The sequence below is a fragment of the Dactylosporangium sp. CA-152071 genome, assembly GCF_050936335.1.
In the GTDB taxonomy this organism is placed as follows: Bacteria; Actinomycetota; Actinomycetes; order Mycobacteriales; family Micromonosporaceae; genus Dactylosporangium; species Dactylosporangium maewongense.
The window spans coordinates 3,233,336-3,256,512 of sequence record NZ_JBNJMZ010000002.1 but is presented as its reverse complement, the minus strand read 5'-3'; the positions used below and the strand labels follow the sequence as shown (position 1 = coordinate 3,256,512).

General features: G+C 70.9%; 26 protein-coding genes. 18 read left to right on the top strand and 8 right to left on the bottom strand.

Annotation, left to right across the window (positions count from 1 at the left end):
• Window positions 1–130 precede the first annotated feature (130 nt).
• Entirely contained in the window at window positions 131–985 is an 855-nt protein-coding gene (locus ACQEVZ_RS54665; protein WP_433383760.1) for a RecB family exonuclease, read from the bottom strand.
• A gap of 79 nt (window positions 986–1,064) precedes the next feature.
• Between ACQEVZ_RS54665 and ACQEVZ_RS54660 the strand changes: the two genes are divergently transcribed.
• From ACQEVZ_RS54660 to ACQEVZ_RS54650, 3 genes are read left to right on the top strand one after another with little or no spacing between them, the layout of a single operon-like run.
• Entirely contained in the window at window positions 1,065–2,267 is a 1,203-nt protein-coding gene (locus ACQEVZ_RS54660; protein WP_433383757.1) for a site-2 protease family protein, read from the top strand.
• The gene (locus ACQEVZ_RS54655) at window positions 2,264–3,199 is read left to right on the top strand and encodes a tRNA (adenine-N1)-methyltransferase (RefSeq protein WP_354902713.1); all 936 of its coding nucleotides are present in this window, start codon (window positions 2,264–2,266) and stop codon (window positions 3,197–3,199) included. The genes ACQEVZ_RS54660 and ACQEVZ_RS54655 overlap by 4 nt, the downstream gene beginning before the upstream one ends.
• Window positions 3,177–3,746, top strand: coding sequence for a hypothetical protein (locus tag ACQEVZ_RS54650; RefSeq protein ID WP_033362888.1), 570 nt, complete (start codon window positions 3,177–3,179; stop codon window positions 3,744–3,746). Before ACQEVZ_RS54655 ends, ACQEVZ_RS54650 begins: the two co-directional genes overlap by 23 nt.
• A 4-nt stretch (window positions 3,747–3,750) precedes the next feature.
• On the opposite strand, the gene ACQEVZ_RS54645 is transcribed toward ACQEVZ_RS54650, so the two are convergent.
• On the bottom strand, window positions 3,751–4,026 hold the full coding sequence (locus ACQEVZ_RS54645; protein WP_344502167.1) for a ferredoxin: 276 nt from the start codon (window positions 4,024–4,026) through the stop codon (window positions 3,751–3,753).
• Window positions 4,027–4,172: 146 nt separating this feature from the next.
• Here ACQEVZ_RS54645 and arc point away from each other — a divergent pair, with 146 nt between their 5' ends.
• On the top strand, window positions 4,173–5,939 hold the full coding sequence (gene arc, locus ACQEVZ_RS54640) for a proteasome ATPase (protein ID WP_344502168.1): 1,767 nt from the start codon (window positions 4,173–4,175) through the stop codon (window positions 5,937–5,939).
• Between the two features lie 761 nt (window positions 5,940–6,700).
• On the opposite strand, the gene ACQEVZ_RS54635 is transcribed toward arc, so the two are convergent.
• Complete coding sequence (locus tag ACQEVZ_RS54635; RefSeq protein WP_433383754.1) at window positions 6,701–7,990, bottom strand: condensation domain-containing protein; 1,290 nt, start codon at window positions 7,988–7,990, stop codon at window positions 6,701–6,703.
• 107 nt (window positions 7,991–8,097) lie between these two features.
• On the opposite strand from ACQEVZ_RS54635, the gene dop reads away from it, so the two are divergent.
• The 6 genes from dop (at window position 8,098) to ACQEVZ_RS54605 (ending at window position 12,523) form a co-directional block, all read left to right on the top strand.
• The gene (gene dop / locus ACQEVZ_RS54630) at window positions 8,098–9,615 is read left to right on the top strand and encodes a depupylase/deamidase Dop (RefSeq protein WP_360572679.1); all 1,518 of its coding nucleotides are present in this window, start codon (window positions 8,098–8,100) and stop codon (window positions 9,613–9,615) included.
• Window positions 9,616–9,660: 45 nt separating this feature from the next.
• Complete coding sequence (locus ACQEVZ_RS54625; RefSeq protein ID WP_033362892.1) at window positions 9,661–9,876, top strand: ubiquitin-like protein Pup; 216 nt, start codon at window positions 9,661–9,663, stop codon at window positions 9,874–9,876.
• A gap of 97 nt (window positions 9,877–9,973) precedes the next feature.
• Window positions 9,974–10,813: a proteasome subunit beta gene (gene prcB / locus ACQEVZ_RS54620; protein ID WP_344502173.1), complete on the top strand. Its 840-nt coding sequence runs from the start codon at window positions 9,974–9,976 to the stop codon at window positions 10,811–10,813.
• Window positions 10,814–10,873: 60 nt separating this feature from the next.
• Window positions 10,874–11,722, top strand: a complete 849-nt coding sequence (gene prcA, locus ACQEVZ_RS54615; protein WP_433383751.1) for a proteasome subunit alpha — start codon at window positions 10,874–10,876, stop codon at window positions 11,720–11,722.
• Between the two features lie 208 nt (window positions 11,723–11,930).
• Complete coding sequence (locus ACQEVZ_RS54610; protein ID WP_360572683.1) at window positions 11,931–12,206, top strand: hypothetical protein; 276 nt, start codon at window positions 11,931–11,933, stop codon at window positions 12,204–12,206.
• Window positions 12,203–12,523, top strand: coding sequence for a hypothetical protein (locus ACQEVZ_RS54605; RefSeq protein ID WP_344502176.1), 321 nt, complete (start codon window positions 12,203–12,205; stop codon window positions 12,521–12,523). The genes ACQEVZ_RS54610 and ACQEVZ_RS54605 overlap by 4 nt, the downstream gene beginning before the upstream one ends.
• Window positions 12,524–12,753: 230 nt before the next feature.
• Here ACQEVZ_RS54605 and ACQEVZ_RS54600 read toward each other — a convergent pair whose 3' ends face one another.
• From ACQEVZ_RS54600 to rfbB, 4 genes are read right to left on the bottom strand one after another with little or no spacing between them, the layout of a single operon-like run.
• Complete coding sequence (locus ACQEVZ_RS54600; RefSeq protein ID WP_344502177.1) at window positions 12,754–13,455, bottom strand: glycosyltransferase family 2 protein; 702 nt, start codon at window positions 13,453–13,455, stop codon at window positions 12,754–12,756.
• Window positions 13,442–13,852 carry a DUF2304 domain-containing protein gene (locus ACQEVZ_RS54595; RefSeq protein WP_344502178.1) on the bottom strand — a complete coding sequence of 137 codons (411 nt, stop codon included), beginning with the start codon at window positions 13,850–13,852 and terminating at the stop codon, window positions 13,442–13,444. Before ACQEVZ_RS54595 ends, ACQEVZ_RS54600 begins: the two co-directional genes overlap by 14 nt.
• Window positions 13,849–14,733, bottom strand: coding sequence for a dTDP-4-dehydrorhamnose reductase (gene rfbD / locus ACQEVZ_RS54590; protein WP_344502179.1), 885 nt, complete (start codon window positions 14,731–14,733; stop codon window positions 13,849–13,851). Before rfbD ends, ACQEVZ_RS54595 begins: the two co-directional genes overlap by 4 nt.
• Window positions 14,730–15,707: a dTDP-glucose 4,6-dehydratase gene (gene rfbB / locus ACQEVZ_RS54585; RefSeq protein WP_433383748.1), complete on the bottom strand. Its 978-nt coding sequence runs from the start codon at window positions 15,705–15,707 to the stop codon at window positions 14,730–14,732. The genes rfbD and rfbB overlap by 4 nt, the downstream gene beginning before the upstream one ends.
• A 73-nt stretch (window positions 15,708–15,780) precedes the next feature.
• On the opposite strand from rfbB, the gene rfbA reads away from it, so the two are divergent.
• The 5 genes from rfbA to ACQEVZ_RS54560 all read left to right on the top strand — a co-directional run bounded on the left by rfbA (window position 15,781) and on the right by ACQEVZ_RS54560 (window position 19,623).
• Window positions 15,781–16,650: a glucose-1-phosphate thymidylyltransferase RfbA gene (gene rfbA, locus ACQEVZ_RS54580; RefSeq protein WP_344502181.1), complete on the top strand. Its 870-nt coding sequence runs from the start codon at window positions 15,781–15,783 to the stop codon at window positions 16,648–16,650.
• Between the two features lie 64 nt (window positions 16,651–16,714).
• Entirely contained in the window at window positions 16,715–17,314 is a 600-nt protein-coding gene (locus tag ACQEVZ_RS54575) for a dTDP-4-dehydrorhamnose 3,5-epimerase family protein (protein WP_344502182.1), read from the top strand.
• A gap of 35 nt (window positions 17,315–17,349) precedes the next feature.
• The gene (pafA, locus tag ACQEVZ_RS54570; protein ID WP_360572691.1) at window positions 17,350–18,708 is read left to right on the top strand and encodes a Pup--protein ligase; all 1,359 of its coding nucleotides are present in this window, start codon (window positions 17,350–17,352) and stop codon (window positions 18,706–18,708) included.
• Window positions 18,709–18,733: 25 nt separating this feature from the next.
• Window positions 18,734–18,961: a hypothetical protein gene (locus tag ACQEVZ_RS54565; RefSeq protein WP_433383745.1), complete on the top strand. Its 228-nt coding sequence runs from the start codon at window positions 18,734–18,736 to the stop codon at window positions 18,959–18,961.
• Window positions 18,958–19,623, top strand: a complete 666-nt coding sequence (locus tag ACQEVZ_RS54560) for a hypothetical protein (protein WP_433383743.1) — start codon at window positions 18,958–18,960, stop codon at window positions 19,621–19,623. Before ACQEVZ_RS54565 ends, ACQEVZ_RS54560 begins: the two co-directional genes overlap by 4 nt.
• Here the strand turns inward: ACQEVZ_RS54560 and ACQEVZ_RS54555 are convergent.
• Window positions 19,591–20,703 (bottom strand): DUF3866 family protein, encoded by a 1,113-nt coding sequence (locus ACQEVZ_RS54555; RefSeq protein WP_433383741.1) that lies wholly within the window; start codon window positions 20,701–20,703, stop codon window positions 19,591–19,593. The two genes, ACQEVZ_RS54560 and ACQEVZ_RS54555, sit on opposite strands and share 33 nt — an antisense overlap.
• Before the next feature lie 105 nt (window positions 20,704–20,808).
• On the opposite strand from ACQEVZ_RS54555, the gene ACQEVZ_RS54550 reads away from it, so the two are divergent.
• The 3 genes from ACQEVZ_RS54550 to ACQEVZ_RS54540 are packed head-to-tail and all read left to right on the top strand — an operon-like array spanning window position 20,809 to window position 23,072.
• Window positions 20,809–21,804 (top strand): helix-turn-helix transcriptional regulator, encoded by a 996-nt coding sequence (locus tag ACQEVZ_RS54550; protein WP_433383739.1) that lies wholly within the window; start codon window positions 20,809–20,811, stop codon window positions 21,802–21,804.
• A complete protein-coding gene (locus ACQEVZ_RS54545) occupies window positions 21,801–22,766 on the top strand; it encodes a helix-turn-helix transcriptional regulator (protein WP_433383737.1) in 966 nt (321 codons plus the stop codon). The genes ACQEVZ_RS54550 and ACQEVZ_RS54545 overlap by 4 nt, the downstream gene beginning before the upstream one ends.
• A 21-nt stretch (window positions 22,767–22,787) precedes the next feature.
• On the top strand, window positions 22,788–23,072 hold the full coding sequence (locus ACQEVZ_RS54540) for a hypothetical protein (RefSeq protein WP_344502189.1): 285 nt from the start codon (window positions 22,788–22,790) through the stop codon (window positions 23,070–23,072).
• Window positions 23,073–23,177: the final 105 nt, after the last annotated feature.

Sequence of the window (23,177 nt, the reverse complement as noted above, 5' to 3'; positions counted from 1 at the left end):
GGTGCGCGTCGACCTTGTCGCCCCGCACCGCGTCCGGGTTCGATCCGGTGGCGTGCCGTCCGCGTCGTGCCGGCCCCGAACGGGTCGACCGACACACCGCGCCGGGCCGAACCGGGAGCAACGGCAAGGGTCACTCGTCGCGGCCCACGGCGGGCTCCTCCTCCGTCGACAAGGGCAGCGCGGCAGCCGTCGCCGGCTCGGGGAACGGCGGCGGCGTCCCGCCGAACGCCGGGCACAGCGCCTGGTGGGCGCACCAGCCGCACAGCCGGCTCGGCTGGGCCCTGAAGTCGCGCTCGGCGGTCGCCCGCTCGATCGCCTGCCACAGGGCCAGCAGCGTCCGCTCGAACCTGGCCAGCTCGTCGGCGTCGGGGGAGAAGTCGCAGACCTCGCGGTCCTTGAGGTACATGAGGCGTAACACGCGGGGCACCACGCCGCGGGTCCGCCACAGGACCAGCGCGTAGAACTTCAGCTGGAACATGGCGCGCGCCTCGAAGGCCTCACGGGGCGCGCCGCCGGTCTTGTAGTCCACGACGCGGAGGTCGCCGGCGGGGGAGACGTCGAGGCGGTCGATGTAGCCGCGGATGACGAGCTTGCCGTCGACCTCGGCCTGGACGAACGCCTCCCGCTCCGCGGGCTCCAGCCGGTTGGGGTCCTCCACTGCGAAGTAGCCACCGAGCAGCTCGCGGCTGGACTCCAGGAACGCCTCCGTGTCCGCGAACAGGTCGGCGAGGCCCTCCTCGGTCTCCACGAGGCGCCGCCACTGCGGCGCGACGAGGGCGGCGGCCCGCTCGGGAGTGCGGCTGCCGCTCGGCTCCTCGAACAGCGCCTCCAGCACGGCGTGCACGAGCGTCCCTCGCATCTGGTCGGGCGTCGGGCGCTCGGGAAGCCTGTCGATGCTGCGGAACCGGTACAGCAGCGGACACGTCTTGAAGTCCGCGGCGCGCGACGGCGACAACGTAGGCAGGGTGGTGATGGTCTCCGTCATGCGTGGAAGGTTAGGCCACGGGTACGACAGTTTTCGCGGACCGACCCCTCGGCGCGGACTACACGTAGCATCATGGGCAATGGACGACTACCGCTCGGCACCCGCGCCGGCGTCGTCGGCTGCCCGAACCCGGCCGCCGGAGCGCGGCTCCGGGATCCCGCTGGGGCGGCTGTTCGGCGTCCCGATCTTCCTCGCCCCGTCCTGGTTGCTGCTCGCCGCGCTGATCACGCTGACGTATAGCCAGTTCCTGTCGGCGCAGCGGACGCTGCCGATGACGACCGGGTTCGTGCTGGGCTTCGGGTTCGTGGTGTGCCTGTTGCTGTCGGTGCTGCTGCACGAGCTCGGCCACGCGGTGACGAGCCGGCACAGCGGGATCGGTGTGAGCGGTATCACGCTGGAGATGCTCGGCGGCTACACGGAGATGGAGCGGGAGGCGCCGCGGCCGGGCGTGGAGCTGTTCGTGTCGCTCGCCGGGCCGGCCGTGTCGCTGCTGCTGGGACTGCTGGCGGGCGGCGTCGCGCTGGTGCTGCCGGCGCACAGCCTGGCCGAGACGTTCGCGTTCCAGCTGGCACTGAGCAACATCGTGGTGGCCGTGTTCAACGCGCTGCCCGGCCTGCCGCTGGACGGTGGGCGGGCGCTGCAGGCCCTCGTCTGGAAGATCAGCGGTGACCCGAATCTCGGCCGGCGGGTCGCCGGCTGGTCGGGGCGGCTGGTCGCGGTCGCCACCGCCACCACCGTGGTCGTGCTGTACTCCCAGGGCGTCCTCGACAGGATCTTCGGCCTGCTCTTCACGCTGCTGGTCAGCATCACGATGTGGGTCGGCGCCGGTCAGGCGATCCGGCACGGGCGGGTCGCGTCGAGCCTGCCGCCGTTCAACGCGCGGGAGCTGGCCAGGCCGGTGATCCCCGTCGCCGCGGCCACGCCGCTGGCGGAGGCGGAGCGGATCGCCCAGCAGAGCGGCGGCCAGCCACTCGCCGTCGTGGACGGGGCCGGGGCGATGCTCGGGTTCGTGCACGGCGCCTCGGCACGGGCGGTCCCGGCGGAGCGCCGGCCGTGGGTGCCGATCGGCGACGTCACCCGCCGGATCGACGAGCACCACGTCCTGGCAGGGGATCTGCGGGGCACCGACCTGCTGCACGCCATCCGGGACGACCCGGGCGGCGACTACCTGGTGGTCTCGGGTGAGGATGTGCACGGCGTCCTGCGCGGCGCCGAGCTGCTCTCGTTGCTCGAAACACGCAGATCCACCAGCAGGCCCACCAGCAGAAGGAATCGCACGTGACTGTGTCCCTCGACCTCCCCACCACCCGCCGGGGACCCTTCCAGCCGGGTGACCGGGTCCAGTTGACCGACCCCAAGGGGCGGATGCACACGATCGTGCTCGAACCGGGCAAGGAGTTCCACACCCACCGCGGCGCCCTCCCGCACGACGACCTGATCGGCTCGCCCGACGGCAGCGTCGTGACGAGCGCCGGCGGCACGGCGTATCTCGCGCTGCGGCCGCTGCTGTCGGACTACGTGCTGTCCATGCCCCGCGGCGCCCAGGTCATCTACCCGAAGGACGCCGCGCAGATCGTCGCCATGGGCGACATCTTCCCCGGTGCCCGGGTCCTGGAGGCCGGGGCCGGCTCCGGCGCCCTGACCTGCTCGCTGCTGCGGGCGGTCGGACCGAGCGGCAGCGTCACGTCGTACGAGATGCGCGAAGACTTCGCAGCGATCGCCAGGCGCAACGTCGAGGCCTTCCTCGGCGGGCCCCAGGCGGGGTGGACCTTGCGGGTAGGTGACGTAGCGGGCTGCGAAGATGTCGGTTTTGATCGGATAATCCTAGACATGTTGACCCCGTGGGAGATCCTGCCGCTCGTGTCACGGGCGCTGATCCCCGGCGGGGTGTTCATCGGCTATGTGGCGACCACGCCGCAGCTGTCCGAGCTGGTGGAGGCGCTGCGCGAGGACGGCGGCTACACGGAGCCCCGGGCTTGGGAGAGCCTGGTGCGTGACTGGCACGTCGAGGGTCTCGCGGTGCGGCCCGATCACAGGATGATCGCGCACACCGCGTTCCTCGTCAGTGCCCGGAAGCTGGCGCCGGGGGTGACGGCGCCGCCGCGGCGCCGCAAGCCGAGCAAGGGCGCCGAAGCGTATGCGGCGCGGCGGTTGGCAGCCGCCGCGGTCGCACGGGAGGAGGAGGCAAAGGATGAGCCGTCCGAGCTTCAGTGACCTACCTGCCGTATTTCCGGACTGGTCGCCCTATCCGGACCTCGAGTCGGCGGCCAGGGCATACCTGCGGGACCCGGACATCGCGCTCGACGCGATGGCCGGCGTCCTGCGCGGGCAGAGTGTGCTCGGTTTCACGCTCGAGCGGTTCGTCAACGACGTCAACGGGGTCTGGCAGGAGGTCGTCGTCTGCGACGGCACCCGGCTCATCCTGTGGCACGGCGAGGACATCCCGCCCGAGGAGGCGCCGCCGGGCTCGATGACGTCGTCGCTGCGGGTCGTGGCGCTGTCGGCGGTGACCGAGGTCGGCTGCCGCCGCCGGCTCAGCCGCAACCCCAACGGGCACGCGAGAGTGGACAGCGTCGATGTCTACCTGCTGCTGACCTCGCTCGACGAGGCGAACGTCGCCGCCGAGGAGGCCGGCTCGGTCATCCGCCACGACGCGTTGCGCTTCGGTAAAACTCTCGACGACGGCGGCGCCGGACAGATCGCCCGTTTGGAGGAGTTTGCCCGGCTGGTCTCTTCTCTCGTGGGCAAGCCGATGCTGTGAGGAATCAGTCGGCGTTGGGTCCGGCGACGGGCACGTCGTCGGCCGCCCGGTGCACGTGGATGCAGTCGCCGGGGCACTCCTTGGCCGCGTCGATGACCTCGAGCCGGAGGTGTTCGGGCACGTCGACGCGGGTGCCGGGGGCCAGCTGAAGCTCGCCGTCGGTCCCCTTCACATAGGCCAGACCATCGACGTCGAACTCGAATACCTCAGGCGCGTACTGCACACACAGGCCGTCACCGGTGCACAGGTCCTGGTCAACCCACACCTCAAGAGCGCTCACGCTGCAACATTACAGGGCTGGTGGAAAGCGCCTCCAGGCCGCACGATTTGTAAAAGCCCTGTGGCGCACGGGTTCGAAGGGGCCCAGACCGGCGAACAGCAGTTAGTGTTAGAGCACAACGTTCAAAGCCCCCGGGGAGGTGGGACGTGGCACGCAGCGACGACGCGGAGACGCGCGCCGCACGATGGGAGAAGGACGCCCACGATCTCTCCACGCAGGTCGCTTTCCTCCAGGAGGAACTCGCCCTGGTGCGGCGCAAGCTGACGGAAACCCCGCGACACGTGCGACAGCTCGAGGAGCGGCTTGCCGCAGCGCAGGCGCAGATTGCCCGGCTGACCGAAAACAACGAGCGGCTCGTGGCCACCCTCAAGGAGGCCCGCGCCCAGATCGTGACGCTGAAGGAGGAAGTTGACCGCCTGGCACAGCCGCCGAGCGGTTACGGCGTCTTCCTCGCCCGCCACGAAGACGGTTCCGTTGACGTCTTCACCGGTGGGCGCAAGCTGCGCGTGGCAGTTTCCCCGGCCATCGAGGTCGAGGAGCTGCGCCGAGGCCAGGAGGTCCTGCTCAACGACGCCCTGAACATCGTCGACGCGCTCGGGTTCGAGCGGGCCGGCGAGGTCGTCATGTTGAAGGAGATCCTGGAAGGTGGTGACCGCGCCCTCGTCATCTCGCACGCCGACGAGGAGCGGATCGTCCACCTGGCCGACACCCTCGCCGAAGCGCCGTTGCGCGCCGGCGACTCGCTCATGATCGAGCCCCGCTCGGCGTATGCCTACGAGCGGATCCCGAAGAGCGAGGTTGAGGAGCTGGTGCTGGAGGAGGTGCCCGACGTCGACTACACCGACATCGGCGGCCTCTTCTCGCAGATCGAGCAGATCCGCGACGCCGTGGAGCTGCCGTTCCTGCACGCTGAGCTGTTCCGCGAGCACCTGTTGCGTCCGCCGAAAGGCGTCCTGCTCTACGGCCCTCCCGGCTGTGGCAAGACGCTGATCGCCAAGGCGGTCGCCAACTCGCTGGCGAAGAAGATCGCCGAGCGACGCGGCGAGGAGCGCAGGACCAGCTACTTCCTCAACATCAAGGGTCCCGAGCTGCTCAACAAGTATGTCGGCGAGACCGAGCGGCACATCCGGCTGATCTTCCAGCGCGCCCGTGAGAAGGCGAGCGAGGGCACCCCGGTCATCGTGTTCTTCGACGAGATGGACTCGGTGTTCCGGACCCGCGGCTCGGGCGTCTCCTCCGACGTCGAAAACACGATCGTGCCTCAGCTGCTGAGCGAGATCGACGGCGTCGAGGGCCTGGAAAACGTCATCGTCATCGGCGCGTCCAACCGGGAAGACATGATCGACCCGGCGATCCTGCGCCCCGGCCGACTCGATGTGAAGATCAAGATCGAGCGACCGGACGCCGAGGCGGCCAAGGACATCTTCTCCAAGTACATCCTCACCACCGTCCCGCTGCACAAGGACGACATCGCCGAGCACGACAACTCGCCCGAGGCGACGGTCGCGGCGATGATCGACGCGGTGGTCCTGCGGATGTACTCCGAGACCGAGGAGAACCGGTTCCTCGAGGTGACCTACGCCAACGGCGACAAGGAGGTCCTGTACTTCAAGGACTTCAACTCCGGCGCGATGATCCAGAACATCGTCGACCGGGCCAAGAAGATGGCGATCAAGGACTTCCTCAGCAACGGCCAGAAGGGCATGCGCCTCCAGCACCTGCTCGACTCCTGCGTTGACGAGTTCCGCGAGAACGAGGACCTTCCCAACACCACCAACCCCGACGACTGGGCCCGCATCTCCGGCAAGAAGGGCGAGCGGATCGTCTACATCCGCACGCTCGTCTCCGGCGGCAAGGGCGCGGAGGCCGGCCGGTCCATAGAGACCGCGACCAACACCGGCCAATATCTGTAACACCGCGACACCGGCGGGCGGCGACCTCGGCAGAGGCGCCGCCCGCTTCGCATGACCCCAGCGGCGCACCAGCAGCGCCCCAGGAGCCAGAGCCAAGAGCCAAGTGCCAAGCTCATGGCTCCGGTCCGTCGTGGGCAGGCCGTTGCTCCCGTCAGCCAACGGTCGGGCCTTGGCGGCCCTCCCTGCACGTCCGCGTGTAGTTGCGCAGACCGCGGCGCCGGCCGGGGCGCCTCCGCGCCCCGTCCGGCCAAGGCCGCGACGCGACCGTCCCGGCCGCGAACAACCAACGCCCAGCCGACCGCCCCCAGCACCCCGTCGGTCAGGACGCCTGCGGGGTTACCCGTGTCAGCGACGCCCTCGCCGCCGGGTGGCCGCGGGCGACGGCAGGTCGGTCGGTGGCGCGTAGAGCCGTGTCGGTCTGGACGGCCCGCGGGGTCGCCTGCGCCGCCGACACTCTCGCCGCCGAAAGCCGGTGGACGACCGCTGCTCAGCTGGCGGCTCGCAGCGCTGCGCCGGTCAGGAAGGGCCTGCTGGGTCGTCCGCGCCGATGACGGCCACCGCCGCCGGAGAGACCGCGGGCAACCACTGCCCAGCCGGCCGCTTGCAGCACCCCGCCGGTCAGGACGGCCGTCAGTACCGGCGACGCCTCCGCTGCTGGGAGGTCGTGGTCAACCGCTACCCAGCCGGCGGCTCGCAGCGCCCGTGTGAGAGAGCGGGGCGTCAGTACCGGCGACGCCGCCGCTGACGAGAGGCAACCCTGGTCAGCCTATGGCTTGGAGTGCGGCGTCGGTCAGGACGGTCTCGAGGGTTGTCAGTACCGTGGACGCCTCCGCCAGGGAGAGGTGGTGGGTGTCGGCGTAGCAGGTGAGCGCGGTGGCCGGGCCGGCGTCGTCGGCGTGCACGAACAGGCGGCTCGACGGGGTGTCCTTGAACGGCGTCCAGTCGAGGGTCCGGCGGGTCACGACCTCCCGCAGCGAGCCCCGCGCCGGCGGCAGGACGGGGCCGCGGCGGTCGTTGAGGTGGAAGTCGACCCGAAACTGCGGGCCGCGCTCCGCCGCGATCCGCGCGACCAGGGACTCCTTCGACGCCGTGTCGTAGTACGCGTGCTTGTAGGCGGTCGTGGCCGCTCGCTGGGCGCCCGCCACGACCTGCTCGAACGTGGCGTCGGCGACGTCGACGAGGCACAGGCCAGGCTGGGCGACCGGCGCGACCACGTCCGCCAGCCCGGGGCGGAAGCGGTTGCTGGTCACCAGCAGCACCGGCACCGGGTCGACGCCCGCGCAGCGGCGCACCGCGACCGCGAACCCGGCGAGCAGCGTGGTGGAGGGGTCCGCGCCGGTCCGGTCCGCGAGGACCCGCGTGGCGAGGGGGATCGCGGGGGAGACCAGGCGGCCCTTCCAGTGCCGGGGCCGCTCCCGCCGCAGGGACGAGCGGGGCCACGGCGGCGGCATCGCGCGCAGGACCCGCTCCCAGTGCCGCAGCGCGCTGCGGCTCTGCCGCGCGCCGGCGTCCGACGCCTGCCAGCCGGCCTGTTCGAGGGGCTGCATGCCGCTGACGGGCTCCTGGACCCTCGCGGCGACCTCCCGCAGCATCACCGCGGCCCCGGAGCGGTCCATCGCGATGTGCCAGATCACGGCGCACAGGTGGGTGAGGCGGCCGGCATGGCGCACGACACCCATCCGGATCGGCCAGTCGCTGGTGAAGTCGACGGGTTCGTGGCGGAACCGGTCGAGCATCCGGCCCGCCTCGGCCTCGGCGTCGGCCTCGGTGTCCAGGACCTCCAGCGTGGCGGTGCCGCCGGCCGCGACGACCTGCCGGGGCGTCCCGTCGCCGGCGAACCGCAGCCGCGTGCGCAGCACCTGGTAGCGGCCCATGAGGTACCGCAGCTCGGCCGCGACGTCCTCGACGGACCGGCCAGGGGGCAGCGGTGTCACCCCGCCGAGCGGCAGCTGCTCGCCGAACCTGGTCATCGACGCCCAGATGTCCCGCTGCCCCCATGACAGGGGCGCCTCACCCGCGCCTGCACCCTCGAAGGCGACCAAGATTCGCATCCGTGGATGTTACGGGCGGCGACGGCTTCACAACAATCGGACATCATGCAAACCTGGCGCGCCGCGGTGGAGGCAGACTGTCGTACCTTGCGACTAGGGTTGTGGGCATGAGTGTGCGGCGCGTGATGGGCACTGAGGTCGAATACGGCGTGTCGGTGCCCGGCCAGCCGGGAGCCAACCCGATGGTGACGTCATCCCAGGTGGTCAACGCTTATGGCGCACGACCCGAGCTCACGAAGGGCGGCCGGGCCCGGTGGGACTACGAGGAGGAGTCCCCGCTGCGCGACGCGCGCGGTTTCACCTACTCGGGTGCCCTCTACGACCCGGCGGAGGCCCTCGCGGACGAGGACCTCGGCCTGGCCAACGTGATACTGACCAATGGTGCGCGGCTCTACGTGGACCACGCGCACCCCGAATACTCCACGCCCGAGTGCACCAACCCGCGTGACATCGTGCTGTGGGACAAGGCCGGCGAGCGGGTGATGGCCGAGGCGTCCCGCCGCGCGGCCACGATCCCGGGGACGCTGCCGATCCATCTGTACAAGAACAACACCGACAACAAGGGCGCCAGCTACGGCACGCATGAGAACTACCTCATGCGGCGGCAGACCCCGTTCGCCGACATCGTCATGCACCTCACCCCGTTCTTCGTCACCCGGCAGATCGTGTGCGGGGCGGGCCGGGTCGGCATCGGGCAGGACGGGTCCGGCCCCGGCTTCCAGATCTCCCAGCGGGCCGACTTCTTCGAGGTCGAGGTCGGCCTGGAGACCACGCTGAAGCGGCCGATCATCAACACCCGCGACGAGCCGCACTCCGACGCCGACAAGTACCGGCGGCTGCACGTCATCATCGGCGACGCCAACCTGTCGGAGATCTCCACCTACCTCAAGGTCGGCACGACGTCGCTCATCCTGGCGATGATCGAGGACAAGGCGCTGCCGGGCGACCTCGGCATCGCCGACCCGGTGACCGAGCTCAAGGCGGTCAGCCACGACCCGTCGCTGAAGCACCTGATCCGTATGCGCGACGGCCGGCGGCTGAGCGCGCTGGACATCCAGTGGGCGTTCTATGAGCGGGCCCGCGCCTACGTGGACTCCCGGCAGGGGTCCGATGTCGACGAGCAGACCGCCGACGTGCTCGAGCGCTGGGAGAGCGTGCTGGACCGGCTCGGCCGCGACCCGATGCTGTGCGCCGGCGAGCTCGACTGGGTCGCCAAGCTCCGCCTCCTGGAGGGCTACCGCGAGCGCGAGTCGCTGGGCTGGTCCTCGCACAAGCTGCAGCTGGTCGACCTGCAGTATTCCGACGTCCGCGCGGAGAAGGGCCTCTATCAGCGGCTGGTCGCCCGTGGGTCGATGCAGACGCTGTTCACCGAGGACGAGATCCAGCGCGCGATCGTCGAGCCGCCGGACGACACCCGGGCCTACTTCCGCGGCCGGTGCCTGGCGAAATACCCCGCCGAGGTGGTTGCGGCGAGCTGGGACTCCGTCATCTTCGACGTGGGCAGGGAGTCGCTGGTGCGGGTGCCGATGATGGAGCCCGAACGAGGGACCAAGAAGCACGTTGGTGCACTGTTCGACAAATGCCCGAGCGCGAAGGATCTGCTCGAAGCGATCACTTCCGGGTAAGTTCGATGCAGCGGTTGTTTGGTGGTCCCCCGAGGAGGATGAGACATGGCGACGAGGGATACGGGCGGGCAGTCCCAATCCGGTAAGTCGCGGCGCGACGAGGAAGAGGACGTCGCCGCGCCCGAGGTCAACCCTGAGACAGCCGAGCGGGTCGAGCAGCTTGGCGAGGACGTCGACGACCTCCTCGACGAGATCGACTCGGTGCTCGAGGAGAACGCCGAAGAGTTCGTCCGCGGATACGTGCAAAAGGGCGGCCAGTAGCCGTCACTGAGAAGGCCCCGTCGGTCCGGACGCATCCGGGCCGACGGGCGTATTGTTTGGTCAACTACAGTCGATCATCCTTGTGAAGGGAGCTCCGTTGCCGACGGGTCTTGACCACTCTGGGCGTCTGCCGGCCGCGTTCCACGCCGCGGGGACCTCGTCGTTCAGCGAGTTCCTGTCGGCCGTCGCGCCCGAGATGCTCCCGGGTCGCCGGCCGCTGCCGCCCGGCATGGCCGCCGACGTGAGCGCGCACGCGACCACGATCGTCGCCATCACCTGTGCCGACGGTGTGCTCATGGGCGGCGACCGGCGCGCGACGATGGGCAACCTCATCGCCCAGCGCGACATCGAGAAGGTCTTCGCCGCCGACGCCTACTCGCTGGTCGGCATGGCCGGCACCGCCGGGTTCGGCCTGGAGATGATGCGCCTGTTCCAGGTCGAGCTGGAGCACTACGAGAAGATCGAGAGCTCGATGCTCTCGCTGGAGGGCAAGGCCAACCGCCTCGCCACCATGGTCCGCAACAACCTGGGCGCCGCGATGCAGGGCCTGGCCGTGGTGCCGCTGTTCGCCGGGTTCGACGTCGACGCCAAGTCCGTCGACAAGGCCGGGCGCATCTTCAGCTTCGACGTCGCCGGCGGCGTCTACGAGGAGCGCGGCTACGACTCGATCGGCTCGGGTTCGCTGTTCGCGAAGTCGTCGATGAAGAAGCGGTACAAGCCCGGCATCACCACCGCCGAGGCCGTGAAGATCGCCGTCGAGGCGCTCTACGACGCCGCCGACGACGACACCGCGACCGGCGGCCCCGACCTGCTGCGCGGCATCTTCCCGGTCATCATGACGGCCACCGTCGAGGGCACCCACCGGCTCACCGACGAGGAGACCCGCGCGGTCGCCGAGGCCGTCATCGCCGAGCGCGCCGACAACCCGGGCGTCTGAGCCCTCCGTCCCCCCGCCCCCACGTCAGCAAGCTCCCACGTCAGAAGGAGAACCCGCCCCGTGGCCATGCAGTTCTACGCCTCGCCCGAGCAGATCATGCGGGATCGCTCGGAATACGCGCGCAAAGGCATCGCGCGCGGTCGCAGCGTCGTGGTGCTCAGCTACGAGGGCGGCGTCCTCTTCGTCGCGGAGAACCTGTCGACCGCCCTGCACAAGGTCAGCGAGATCTACGACAGGATCGGCTTCGCCGCCGTCGGCCGCTACCCCGAGTTCGAGAACCTGCGCTCGGCCGGCGTCCGGCTCGCCGACCTGCACGGCTACTCCTACGGCCGCCGCGACGTCACCGGGCGCCAGGTCGCCAACGCCTACGCCCGCACCCTCGGCGCCATCTTCACCCAGGAGCAGAAGCCGTACGAGGTCGAGATCTGCGTCGCCGAGGTGGGCGCCACCGCCGACGACGACGAGCTCTACCGCATCACGTACGACGGCTCCGTCCAGGACGAGCCCGGCCTCGTCACCATGGGCGGCCAGTCCGACACCATCTCCGGCGCCGTGAAAACCCGCCTGCGGCCCGACCAGACGCTCGCTGAAGCCCTGAAGCTCGCGGTCGAGGGTCTCGGCAGCGTCGGCGGCGAGGGCGGCCAGCCGAGGAAGCTGGCGGCCAACCAGCTCGAGGTCGCCGTCCTGGACCGGCACCGCCCGGGCCGCACGTTCCGCCGGCTGACGGGCCTCGCCCTCACCGCCATCCTGGACGACCCGGCGAAGGCCGAGTCGGTCGAGGAGGGCCTGGAGGACAAGCCCCAGCCGCCGGCCTCCCCGAGCACCCCCGCCGACAACGCCAGCGGCCCCGCCCCGGAGACGGAGACGGAGACGGAGACGGAGACGGAGACGGACAAGCCCACCTCCTGACCGGCCGACGTCCAGCCGTACCACCGCGCGAGCCTCCTCCGGGAGGCTCGCGCGTTGTCGTTCCGGGCACATGCCGCACCGGCGTTCTTGATCGAGTAGCGGATCCGGCTACGTGGACGACCGGATCCGCGATTCGATCAACTGGCGGCCGGAGACGCCACGGGTGGGGGCGTGGACGGAAGTCTGACGGGCGTCGTACATTGGAGGCATGCCGTACCGCTGGTGGCCGGCGACGCTGGCGGCGCTGGTCGGGATCACCGACGTCGAGGTGCTGCAGGCGCTGAACGCCGACCGGCGGCGGCCGCTGCCGGGCTTCGCGTTGGGGATTCCGGCGCTCAGCATCTGGGCGCGGACCGAGGCGGGCCGGGCGCTGATCGTCGTGGTGAAGCAGGAAGGCCAGTTCAGCTGGGGGATTCTCGGAGCGCGGGACATGACCCCTGACGAGCTCGCCGAGTTCGAGAAATGGGAGGCGAGCGCAGCATGAGCACCGATCCGCTCAGCGAGCAGCAGATGGACGCCATGGTGGCGGCGGTCGCGGCAGGGGAGTTCACGTTCGACCGGGGGGCGCCGACGCCGGCGCTGCCACCGAAGCCGGACGCGGAGGTCATGGCCGTCTACTCGATGCGCCTGCCGTCGGACGTGGCGCAGCGCCTGGCCGCGGTGGCGAAGAGCAAGGGCGTGAAGCCGTCGACGTTGATGCGGCAGTACGTCGAATGGTGCCTGGCCACCGAGGTCAACGACCGGCCGATCTCGCTCACCGACGCACTGCGCGCCCTGACCCAGCTGCGCCCGGCCGCGTAAAGCCCCGCGGCGGAAACCGGCCGGCCGCGGAACCTCGGCAGCCGCGGAGAACCCGGTGGCGGTACACCCGCCGGCAGCACGGCCGACAGTGATGGAGCCGGCCGCGGTACACCAGGCGGCAATGCACCCTGCGGCAGGAACGGCACCAGGCCCGCGGCGGGGAGACCCGGCAGCGGGCGAGCCGGCCGCCTGAAGAGACTGCAGAGCCAGGCGGCCGGGACGCGGCGACGTCAGGTGCGGATCAGGGCCAGGAGCAGCACGATGCCCGCGCGGCCCAGGTAGATCGTGGACTTCATCGGCGAGGCGCTCGGGGTGCCCGCCATCCGGGGGCGCATCGCCACCGGGATCTGGGTGATCCGGTAGCCGGAGCGGGCGACCCGGACGAGGACCTCGATCGTGTCGCCCAGGTACTCCGCCGGGTACCAGTGGGCGAAGAACTCGATCAGCTTGCGGTTGCAGGCCCGGTGGCCGGACGTGGTGTCGCTGAGCTTCGTGCGGGCCAGCCGGGACAGCACCGCCGAGAGCATCCGCATCGCCCACTTGCGCGGGCCGGTGACGCTGTAGCCGCCCTCGCCCGCGAACCGGGCGCCGATGACCAGATCGTGCTCGTCGAGCGCGTCGACGAGCTTCGGGATGTACCGCGGGTCGTGCTGCCCGTCGGCGTCGACCTGGATGGCGACGTCGTAGCCGTGGTCGCGGGCATACCGGTAGCCGGTGCGCATCGCCCCGCCGACGCCCAGGTTGAACGGCAGCCGGGCCACGATCGCGCCGGCCGAGGCGGCCCGCACGGCGGTGTCGTCGGAGGAGCCGTCGTCGACCACGATGATGTCGACGCCGGGCAGCTCGCCGCGGACCTCGGCGACGACGTCGGCGATGGAGCCGGCCTCGTTCCAGGCCGGGACGATGATCAGGACCTTCTTACCGTTGATCATCAGAGGCCCCAGCGGGAAGGTCCGAGGACGGGGACAGGGGGGCCGGCACGGCGGACGATTCGCGGGGGCGGCCGAGCTCGCTGCGCAGCAGGGCCAGGTCCTCGGCCAGGGTCCGGGTCTCCTCCTCCAGGCGGCTCACCTCCCAGCTGAGGTGCACCGTGACCATGAGCAGGAACACGATGCCGAGGAAGAGCACGAGGCTCACCCCGGACTTGATGCCGAGCGCCTCGGCCACGTTGTTGATGATGGGCGGGAAGAACGCCATCGGCAGGATCACGATGCTGACGGCCAGCCAGAGGATCGCGTACTTCTCCTGCAGCTGGCGCCGCCGCAGCAGCTCGACCATGAAGGCGAGGACCGCCAGGGCGGTCACGCCCGTGACGATGATGAGCTTCACGCCGCACCCCCACTGCCGACGGCGCCCACGCCCGCCGCGAACGCGGGCTCGCGCAGCGCCTCGGCCAGCATGCTATGCCAGTCCCGCATCGGCGCCATCCCCGCGACGGCCCACCGGTCGTGGCCGAGGACGCTGTACGAGGGCCGCGCGGCCGGCGTCACGTAGGCCGCGCTGGTCGTCCGCCGGACCCGCGCGGGGTCGAGCCCGCACAGCTCGAACACCGCCTGCGCCAGCCCGTGCCACGTGGTCTGCCCCGACGCCGTGCCGTGGTAGATCCCGGCGGGGGCGGCGGAGTCGGCGAGCTCGACGAGCCGGACCGCCAGGTCCCGCGACCAGGTCGGCTGGCCGACCTGGTCGTCGACCACGTCCAGGAAGTCGCGGGTGGCGGCGAGGCGCAGCATCGTCTTGACGAAGTTGCGGCCCTGCGCGCCGTAGAGCCAGGCGGTGCGCACCACGTACCCGGAGTCGGGCAGCGTGGTCAGCACGCTGGTCTCGCCGAAGAGCTTGCTGTGCCCGTAGGCGTTCAGCGGCTCGGTCGGCGCGTCCTCGGCGTACGGCGACGTCCCGGCACCGTTGAACACGTAGTCGGTCGAGACGTGCACGAGCCGCGCACCGTAGGCGCGGCACGCCTGGGCGAGCACCGTCACGCCCGTGCCGTTGACGGCGAGCGCGGACTCGTAGGCGCTCTCCGCGCCGTCCACGTCGGTCCACGCCGCCGCGTTGAACACCACGTCGTGGCCGTCGACCAGGGCGTGGACCGCGTGCGGGTCGGTGATGTCCAGGTCGGCGCGCTTCAACGCGGTCACCGCCCGGCCGTCCAGCGCCGCCAGGAGGTCCTGGCCGAGCATCCCGCCGGCGCCGGTGACCAGGTAACGGGTCACAGCGCCGCGCGCGTCTTCAGGGGCTCCCACCAGGAGCGGTTCTCCTTGTACCAGGCCACCGTCGCCGTGATGCCGTCCTCGAACGTGACGGCCGGCTCGTAGCCCAGCTCGTTGCTGATCTTCTCGTGGCTCAGCGAGTAGCGCCGGTCGTGGCCCTTGCGGTCCTCGACGGGACGCACCGCGGACCAGTCGCGGCCGGTCGCCTCGAGGAGCACCTCGGTCAGCTCCTTGTTGGTCAGTTCGCGCCCGCCGCCGATGTTGTACACCTCGCCGGCGCGGCCCTTCTCCAGCGCGAGCTGGATGCCGGCGCAGTGGTCGGAGACGTGCAGCCAGTCGCGGATGTTGCCGCCGTCACCGTACAGCGGGACCTGCTGGCCGTCGATGAGGTTGGTGACGAAAAGAGGGATGACCTTTTCGGGGAACTGGTAATGGCCGTAGTTGTTGGAGCAGCGGGTGACCACGACCTCCATCCCGTGGGTGCGGTGGTAGGCGAGCACCAGCAGGTCCGAGCCCGCCTTCGAGGCCGAGTACGGCGAGTTCGGCTGCAGCGGCCACTCCTCCGTCCACGAGCCCTCGTCGATCGACCCGTACACCTCGTCGGTCGAGACGTGCAGGAAGCGGCCGACACCCGCGCGGCGCGCCGCGTCGAGCAGGACCTGGGTGCCGATGACGTTGGTGGTCACGAACGGCCCGGCGCCGAGGATCGACCGGTCGACGTGCGACTCCGCGGCGAAGTGCACGACGGCGTCGTGGCCGGGCATGAGCTGCTCCACCAGGTCGGCGTCGCAGATGTCACCCTCGACAAAGTCGAACGAACCGGCCACGGATGCCAGATTGTCCCGATTGCCGGAATAGGTGAGCTTGTCGAGCACGGTCACGGCCGCGCCGGCATAGGCCGGGTAACCGCCTCCGAGGAGGGTGCGGACGTAGTGGGAGCCGATGAACCCGGCACCGCCGGTGACGAGGATTCTCACGGGATCGGGAGTCTAGTGCACCCACCTGGACGCTGAGTCGACCGAGGGTGTCGACTACCCGTAAGGTGGCCGGGTGCGTGGCATTATCCTCGCCGGTGGCACCGGCTCCCGCCTCTGGCCGCTGACAAAAGCGGTGTCGAAGCAGCTCATGCCCGTCTTCGACAAACCGATGATCTACTACCCGCTGACCACGTTGGTGATGGCCGGGGTCCGCGAGATCCTCGTCATCACCACCCCCGAAGACCAGGATCAGTTCCAGCGACTGCTCGGCGACGGCACCCAGTGGGGCCTCGAGATCAGTTACGCGGCGCAACCGCGCCCCGAGGGGCTCGCCCAGGCGTTCATCATCGGCGCCGACTTCATCGGCGACGACACCGTCGCGCTGGTGCTCGGCGACAACATCTTCCACGGCGCGCTGCTGGGCCAGCGCCTCGCCGACAACGCCGAGCTCAAGGGCGGGCGGGTGTTCGCCTACCCGGTGGCCAACCCGCAGGACTACGGCGTCGTGGAGTTCGACGCCGACGGCAAGGTGCTGTCGATCGAGGAGAAGCCAGCACGCCCGAAGTCGCGGTACGCGGTGCCTGGTCTGTACTTTTACGACAACCGGGTGGTGCAGATCGCCCGGGAGCTCAAGCCCAGCGACCGCGGCGAGCTGGAGATCACCGCGGTCAACGCCGCGTACCTCGAACGCGACGAATTGCACGTGGCAATCCTGGATCGCGGCACGGCGTGGCTGGATACGGGTACGTTCAACACGATGGTCCAGGCCGCCGAGTTCGTCCGGGTGATCGAGGAGCGGCAGGGCCTGAAAATCGGCTGCGTCGAAGAGGTCGTCTGGCGAGCGGGCTTCATCGATGACGCACAGCTGCGGGCATTGGCGGAGCCGTTGCGCAAGAGTGGCTACGGCGATTACCTGATCCATTTGCTCGATTGGGAAGCCTGACCGCCGCCCGCACAATGAGCCGACCGAGCCAGCCAACGACACTGCGACGGGTGGGGCCGCACACGTGAAGTTCCGTCAGCTTTCGATCGCCGGTGCCTGGGAGATCACCCCGGTGCTGCACGGCGATCCCCGTGGGTTGTTCCTGGAGTTCTACCGGTTCGAGCAGCTCAGTGCCGAGGTCGGCCACCCGTTGCGGCTGGCGCAGGGCAACGTGTCGGTCTCCGGGCGGGGGGTCGTGCGCGGTATCCACTTCGCCGACGTGCCGCCCGGACAGGCCAAGTACGTCACCTGCACCAGGGGCGCCGTGCTGGACGTCGTCGTCGACATCCGGGTCGGATCCCCGACATTCGGCCGGTGGGAGGGCGTGCAGCTCGACGACGTCGACCGCCGCGCCCTCTACCTGAGCGAGGGTCTGGGGCACGGGTTCTGCGCGCTCACCGACGACGCGACGATCACCTACCTGTGCTCGGAGACCTACAACCCGACGGGGGAGCACGGCATCCACCCGCTCGACCCGGATCTCGGCATCGTCTGGCCCGTCGACGAGCCGCAGCTGTCCGCCAGGGACGCCGTGGCGCCGTCGTTCGCGCAGATGCGGGCCGAGGGACGGCTGCCGGACTTCGTCACCTGCGAGGCGTATACACAAAGTCTGCGGGCGCAATAGGGTCACAACGGCGCTCAGGCGGCTAATGTTCCTACATGGACCGGCGAATTTTCGGCCTTGAGACCGAATACGGGGTCACGTGCACCTATCGGGGACAGCGCCGCCTGTCGCCTGACGAGGTCGCCCGCTATCTGTTCCGGCGCGTCGTGTCGTGGGGCCGTTCCAGCAACGTGTTCCTGCGCAACGGCGCGCGCCTCTACCTGGATGTCGGCTCCCACCCGGAATACGCGACGCCCGAGTGCGACTCGGTGCCCGACCTGGTCACCCACGACCGGGCCGGCGAGCGGATCCTCGAAGGCCTGCTGGTCGACGCCGAGCGCCGGCTGCACGACGAGGGGATCGCGGGCGAGATCTACCTGTTCAAGAACAACACCGACTCCGCCGGCAACTCGTATGGCTGCCACGAGAACTACCTGGTCAGCCGGCACGGCGAGTTCGGACGTCTCGCCGACATCCTGATCCCGTTCCTGGTCACCCGCCAGCTCATCTGCGGCGCCGGCAAGGTGCTGCAGACCCCGCGCGGCGCCGTGTACTGCCTGTCGCAGCGCGCCGAGCACATCTGGGAGGGCGTCTCCTCGGCGACCACCCGGTCCCGCCCGATCATCAACACCCGCGACGAGCCGCACGCCGACGCCGAGCGCTACCGGCGGCTGCACGTCATCGTCGGCGACTCGAACATGAACGAGGTCACCACGCTGCTCAAGGTCGGCACCGCCGACATCGTGCTGCGGATGATCGAGGCCGGCGTCGCCATGCGCGACCTCTCGCTGGAGAACCCGATCCGCGCCATCCGGGAGGTGTCCCACGACATCACCGGCCGCCGCCGGGTCCGCCTCGCCAGCGGCAAGGAGGTCAGCGCGCTGGAGATCCAGCAGGAGTACTTCGACAAGGCCACCGAGTTCCTCGACCGGCGCGGCGCCGACGCGCCGACCAAGCGGGTCATGGAGCTGTGGGGGCGGGTGCTCAACGCGGTCGAGACCGGCAACCTCAAGGGTGTCGAGCGCGAGATCGACTGGGTGACCAAGCTCGGCCTGATCGAGCGCTACCAGACCAAGCACGACCTGCCGCTGTCGCACCCGCGGGTCGCGCAGATGGATCTGGCGTATCACGACCTGCGCCGCGGACGGGGCCTCTACGGCCTGCTCGAGCGCCGCGGGAAGGTCGACCGCGTCTCCAGCGACCTGGACATCTTCGAGGCGAAGGAGACCCCGCCGCAGACCACGCGGGCCCGCCTGCGGGGTGAGTTCATCCGGCACGCGCAGGAGCGCCGCCGCGACTTCACCGTCGACTGGGTCCACCTGAAGCTCAACGACCAGGCGCAGCGCACCGTGCTGTGCAAGGACCCGTTCCGGGCCTACGACGAGCGCGTCGACCGACTGATCGCCAGTATGTGAACGTTGGGTTAGGCTGGCCGGCGCTATGGATGACAACCCCGCCGGTCAGCCCGCCCCTTCGGAGGACCCGAAGCCGAAGGCGAGCGAAAACCCGGACAAGCCGCGGTCCAACCGTCACGGTCGCCGGCTGCAGCGCATCCGCGAGGAGATCGAGCGCAACCGGACCGACGGCCCGGCCATCCCGACCTGGGTCCTGGCGCTCACCCTGGTGCTCATCATCGCCGTCATGACCGCCCTGGTGGTGTACTCGTGAGCGGCCAGCGGAGCGTCTCGGGCCGCGAGCCGGGGTTGCAGGGTTCGGTCGCGGTGGCGCCGGAGCGCAGCGGAGGCGGCGCCGTGAAGCGGCTGCTCACGGCCGGGGCGATCTGCATTCTGCTGGCCGGCTGCACGGACGACGGCGAGCGCCGCACTCCGCTGCCCGCCGTCCCGACGTCCGGCGGCGAGGCGTCCGCGCTGCCCCTGCCGTCCCCGTCGCTGCCCCCGGTGGTCGTCTCCGACGGCTGCCAGGGCCTGATCACCCCCGCCCAGGTGCAGAAGTCGACCGGGCTGTCCGTGCAGGCGAGCGCCGGTGACGGCGCGGCCGCCGTCGCGCAGTACGGCCAGGCCGTGCAGAGCCTCGGCCTCAACGCCCAGGCCCGGATGTGCCCCTTCGGCAACGGTGGCGGCGACCAGGTCACGATCGTCGCGCTCACGTTCCCCGACGCGGCCCAGTCGCAGAAGCTCTGGACGACGATCAAGTCCCTCGAGGCCGTCGGCGGCGTCGGCGAGGCCGCACTCAGCGACAAGTCCAAGACGCTGCTCGCCCGCCGCGGCAAGGCGATCGTCGCGGTCTACCTGGTGGTCGCCGCGGCCCCGGAGGCCAACCACCTGAGCCAGCTGCAGTCAGTCGCCAACGCCGCCCTCGCCAAGGCCTGACGGCAGGCTCTGGGCCGCCGCCCGTCCGGCCGCCGCCGCGGCGAGGAAGTAGGCGCGGTCCTCCTCGTACCGGCGACCCATCGTCGACAGCCGCACCGGCAGCGCCAGCAGGGCGGGCTCCAGGTCCTCGGCCACGGGCGTGACGATGCGGTGCGGTGGACACAGCGGCCGCAGCTGCTCGTGTACGACCAGCGCGAGGTCGGCCTCCAGGTCCGACGGCACGACGAGGTCGGCCGGCGCGAGCGCGACCCGCCCGAATGCGGTCAGGCTGTGGTGCGACACCCCGCGGTGCCGGGGCCGGGGGTCCGCGCCGGAGATGCGGGGCGCGGCGACCGGCCGGCCGCCCAGCGCCGCGACCGCGTTGACGGCCTCGCCCGCGGCGACCCCGGAGAAGCCCCACGACGTGCCGGTGCCCAGGTTGCCGGGGCCCTGCGTGACGATGGCCAGGTCGGCGCCGAGCCCGTGGCGGGCGGCGAGCAGGCCGCTGTGCACGTTGGTCGACTCCAGGTCGCCGCCGAACGCCTGGCCGGTGGTGACCGTGCCGGCGAGCAGCGGGCGCAGGGCGTCGACGGTGCGGGAGAACCAGGCGGGCAGCGCGCCGCCGTCGGTCATCACGTACGCGACCTTCGCCGAAGGCCGGTCGGCGTGGACGCCGGCGAGGATGGCGGGGAGCGCGGAGTGCAGGTCTGCGATCACCACCGGCATTCCGGAGATGTCGGAACTGTTGACCAGTGCGTCGCGAAGCGGCGAGGCCTCCTCGTCGGCGGCCAGGACGACCGCCTGCAGCGGCGTGTAGCGCGCCTTGACCACGTGGCCGGGGGCGTCCACGTCGTCCGGCAGCCGGTCCGGGATCGCGACGACCAGGGCGTACCCGCCGGTGCCGAGACCCAGGGCGAGCGCGTTGACGTTCAGCAGCACCCGGTCACCGACCTGCGGCGTGCCCACCAGGGCCGGGTAGGCGAGGGCCCGGACCCGCTCCGGGTCGTCCGGCCGGCGCGCCTCGAGGGCCACCTCCACCTCGACGCTGCCGTGCCACGATGTACGGGGCGCGACGACCGTCCCCCAGCGCCAGCGGATCATCGGGACAACCTACCGTGTCTGCGCGCCGTGACCGCGTCGTGACGTAACGAACCGTCACCGCGTGGGCGACGCCGCACGGGCGTTCGGGCTGGTAGGTTCGCTGGCGTGTCGCGGACCCGAACCGAGCGCCTGGTCAATCTGGTGATCTGCCTGCTCTCGACACGCCGCTTCCTGACCGCCGGTCAGATCGCCTCCATCGTGCCCGGTTACGAGCACGACCCGGAGGACGAGCGCGACCACGAGGCGTTCCAGCGCAAGTTCGAGCGGGACAAGGCCGAGCTGCGCGAGCTCGGCGTGCCCCTGGAGATCGGCACGCCCTCCGTGTGGGACAACGAGCCCGGCTACCGCATCGCCCGTCGCGAGTATGCGCTGCCCGACATCCCCCTGGAGCCCGACGAGGCGGCGGCCGTCGGCATCGCCGCGCGGCTGTGGCAGCAGACCGGCCTCGCCGCCGCCGCGTCGTCCGGCCTGGCGAAGCTGCGCGCCGGCGGCATCGACGTCGACCCGCACGCCACCCTCGGCGTCGAGGCGGTCGTCACCGTCGACCCGGCCTTCGAGCCGCTCACCGCCGCCGTCCGCGACCGGCAGGCGGTCACGTTCGACTACCACGTGCCCGAGCGCGACACGGCCCGCGCCCGCAAGCTGCAGCCGTGGGGCGTCGTCTGCTGGCGCGGCCGGTGGTATGTCGTCGGCCACGACCTGGAGCGCGGGGCGGAGCGGTGCTTCCGGCTGTCCCGGATCGTCTCCGGCGTCCGGAGAGTGGGCCGGCGCGGCGCGTACGAGCCGCCGAAGGTCGACCTGATCGCCTACGTCGCGAAGACGAGCGGCCCGGTCGAGCGCACCATCCGGGCGACCGTCCTGGTGCGGCCCGGCCGCGCGGCGGGCGTGCGCCGCTGGGCGGAGTCGTGCGTGGCCACACCGGAGGGCGACCGGCTCACGCTGCGCTACGCCGACATCGACTTCTTCGCCGGCTGGCTGGTCGGGTATGGCGCCGACGTCGTGGTGCTCGACCCGCCGCCGCTGCGCGACGAGGTCGTCAAGCGCCTCAAGGAGATCGTCGCTGGCGCACCTTCCGAGGCCCGCGCGGAGGTTGCGGTATGACCACGTCCGTCGACCGGCTCGGCCGGTTGCTCAACCTGGTGCCCTACCTGCAGGCCCGGCCGGGGATCACCCTCGCCGAGGCGGCCGCCGACCACGACATCACCGAGCGCCAGCTGCGCGAGGACCTCGAGCTGCTGTGGCTGTGCGGCCTGCCGGGCTACGGTCCCGGTGACCTGATCGACATGGCGTTCATCGGCGACGGCGTCACCGTCATGTACGACGCCGGCATCGACCGCCCGCTGCGCCTCACGCCGGACGAGGCCCTCGCGCTCATCGTCGCGCTCCGCATGCTCGCCGAGACCCCTGGCGTCGGCGAGCGCGACGGCGTCCACCGGGCCCTGGCGAAGATCGAGCACGCGGCCGGCGACCTCGCCGACGCGGCCGTGGCGGTCCGTCTCCCCGGCAACGCCGACCGCCTCGAGGAGCTGCGCGGCGCCGTCGACCGCCGGCACGCGCTGCGGATCACGTACTACACCGCGACCCGCGACGAGACGACCGAGCGCGTCGTCGACCCGATGCGGGTCCTCGTCGTCGGCCGCTGGGCCTACCTGGAGGCGTGGTGCCGCCGCGCCCAGGCGGTGCGGCTCTTCCGGGTCGACCGGATCGACGCCTCCACCGAGCTGGACGAGCCCGCCCGCGTGCCGGTGCAGGCGCAGCCGACCGACACGCGCGCCGGCACCCTCTTCCGGCCCACGTCCGACCTGCCGCTCATCACGCTGCGGGTGGGCCGCGGCGCGCGGTGGATCACCGAGCAGTACCCGTGCGAGGAGGTCGTGCGGGGTCCGGGCGAGCACTGGACGGTCTCGCTGCGCGCCTCCGACCTGGACTGGGCCCGGCGGATGGTGCTCGGGCTGGGCGCCGAGGTGTCGGTCGTGTCGCCGCCGGAGCTGGTCGCGTCGGTGGCCGCCACGGCGCGCGCCGCGCTCGCCGCCTACGACGCGCCCATCCCGGCACTGCCGTAGCTGGTGGTTTAAGGTCGGTGGGTGCTCTGGTGGATCTCGGGTGGCATCGTCCTGGTCGCGCTGATCGTCCTCATCGCCGTGGTGATGTCGACGGCCGGTCGCTTGCGTCAGTTCGGTAACACCGCGCAGTCCCTGCAGCGCAGGCTCCTCGACGGCGAGAAGCGACTCCAGCCCCACCTGGCCCGCCTGCAGCAGACCGCCGAGGCGATGCAGCCCCGCCTGGCCGCCATGCAGGAGCAGGCGTTGGTCATCCAGGCGCGCCGCGGCGAGCTCGAAGACGCTGACCAGCGCCCCGCCGCTCGCTAACAGTTAAGAAACCTTGCGGATCAACTGGGCAAATAGCACCTTTGTCCGGACGGATGGTTGACGATCGGGCAGTTCAGCGTCAACACTCGTCAGGACTTCAGCGGC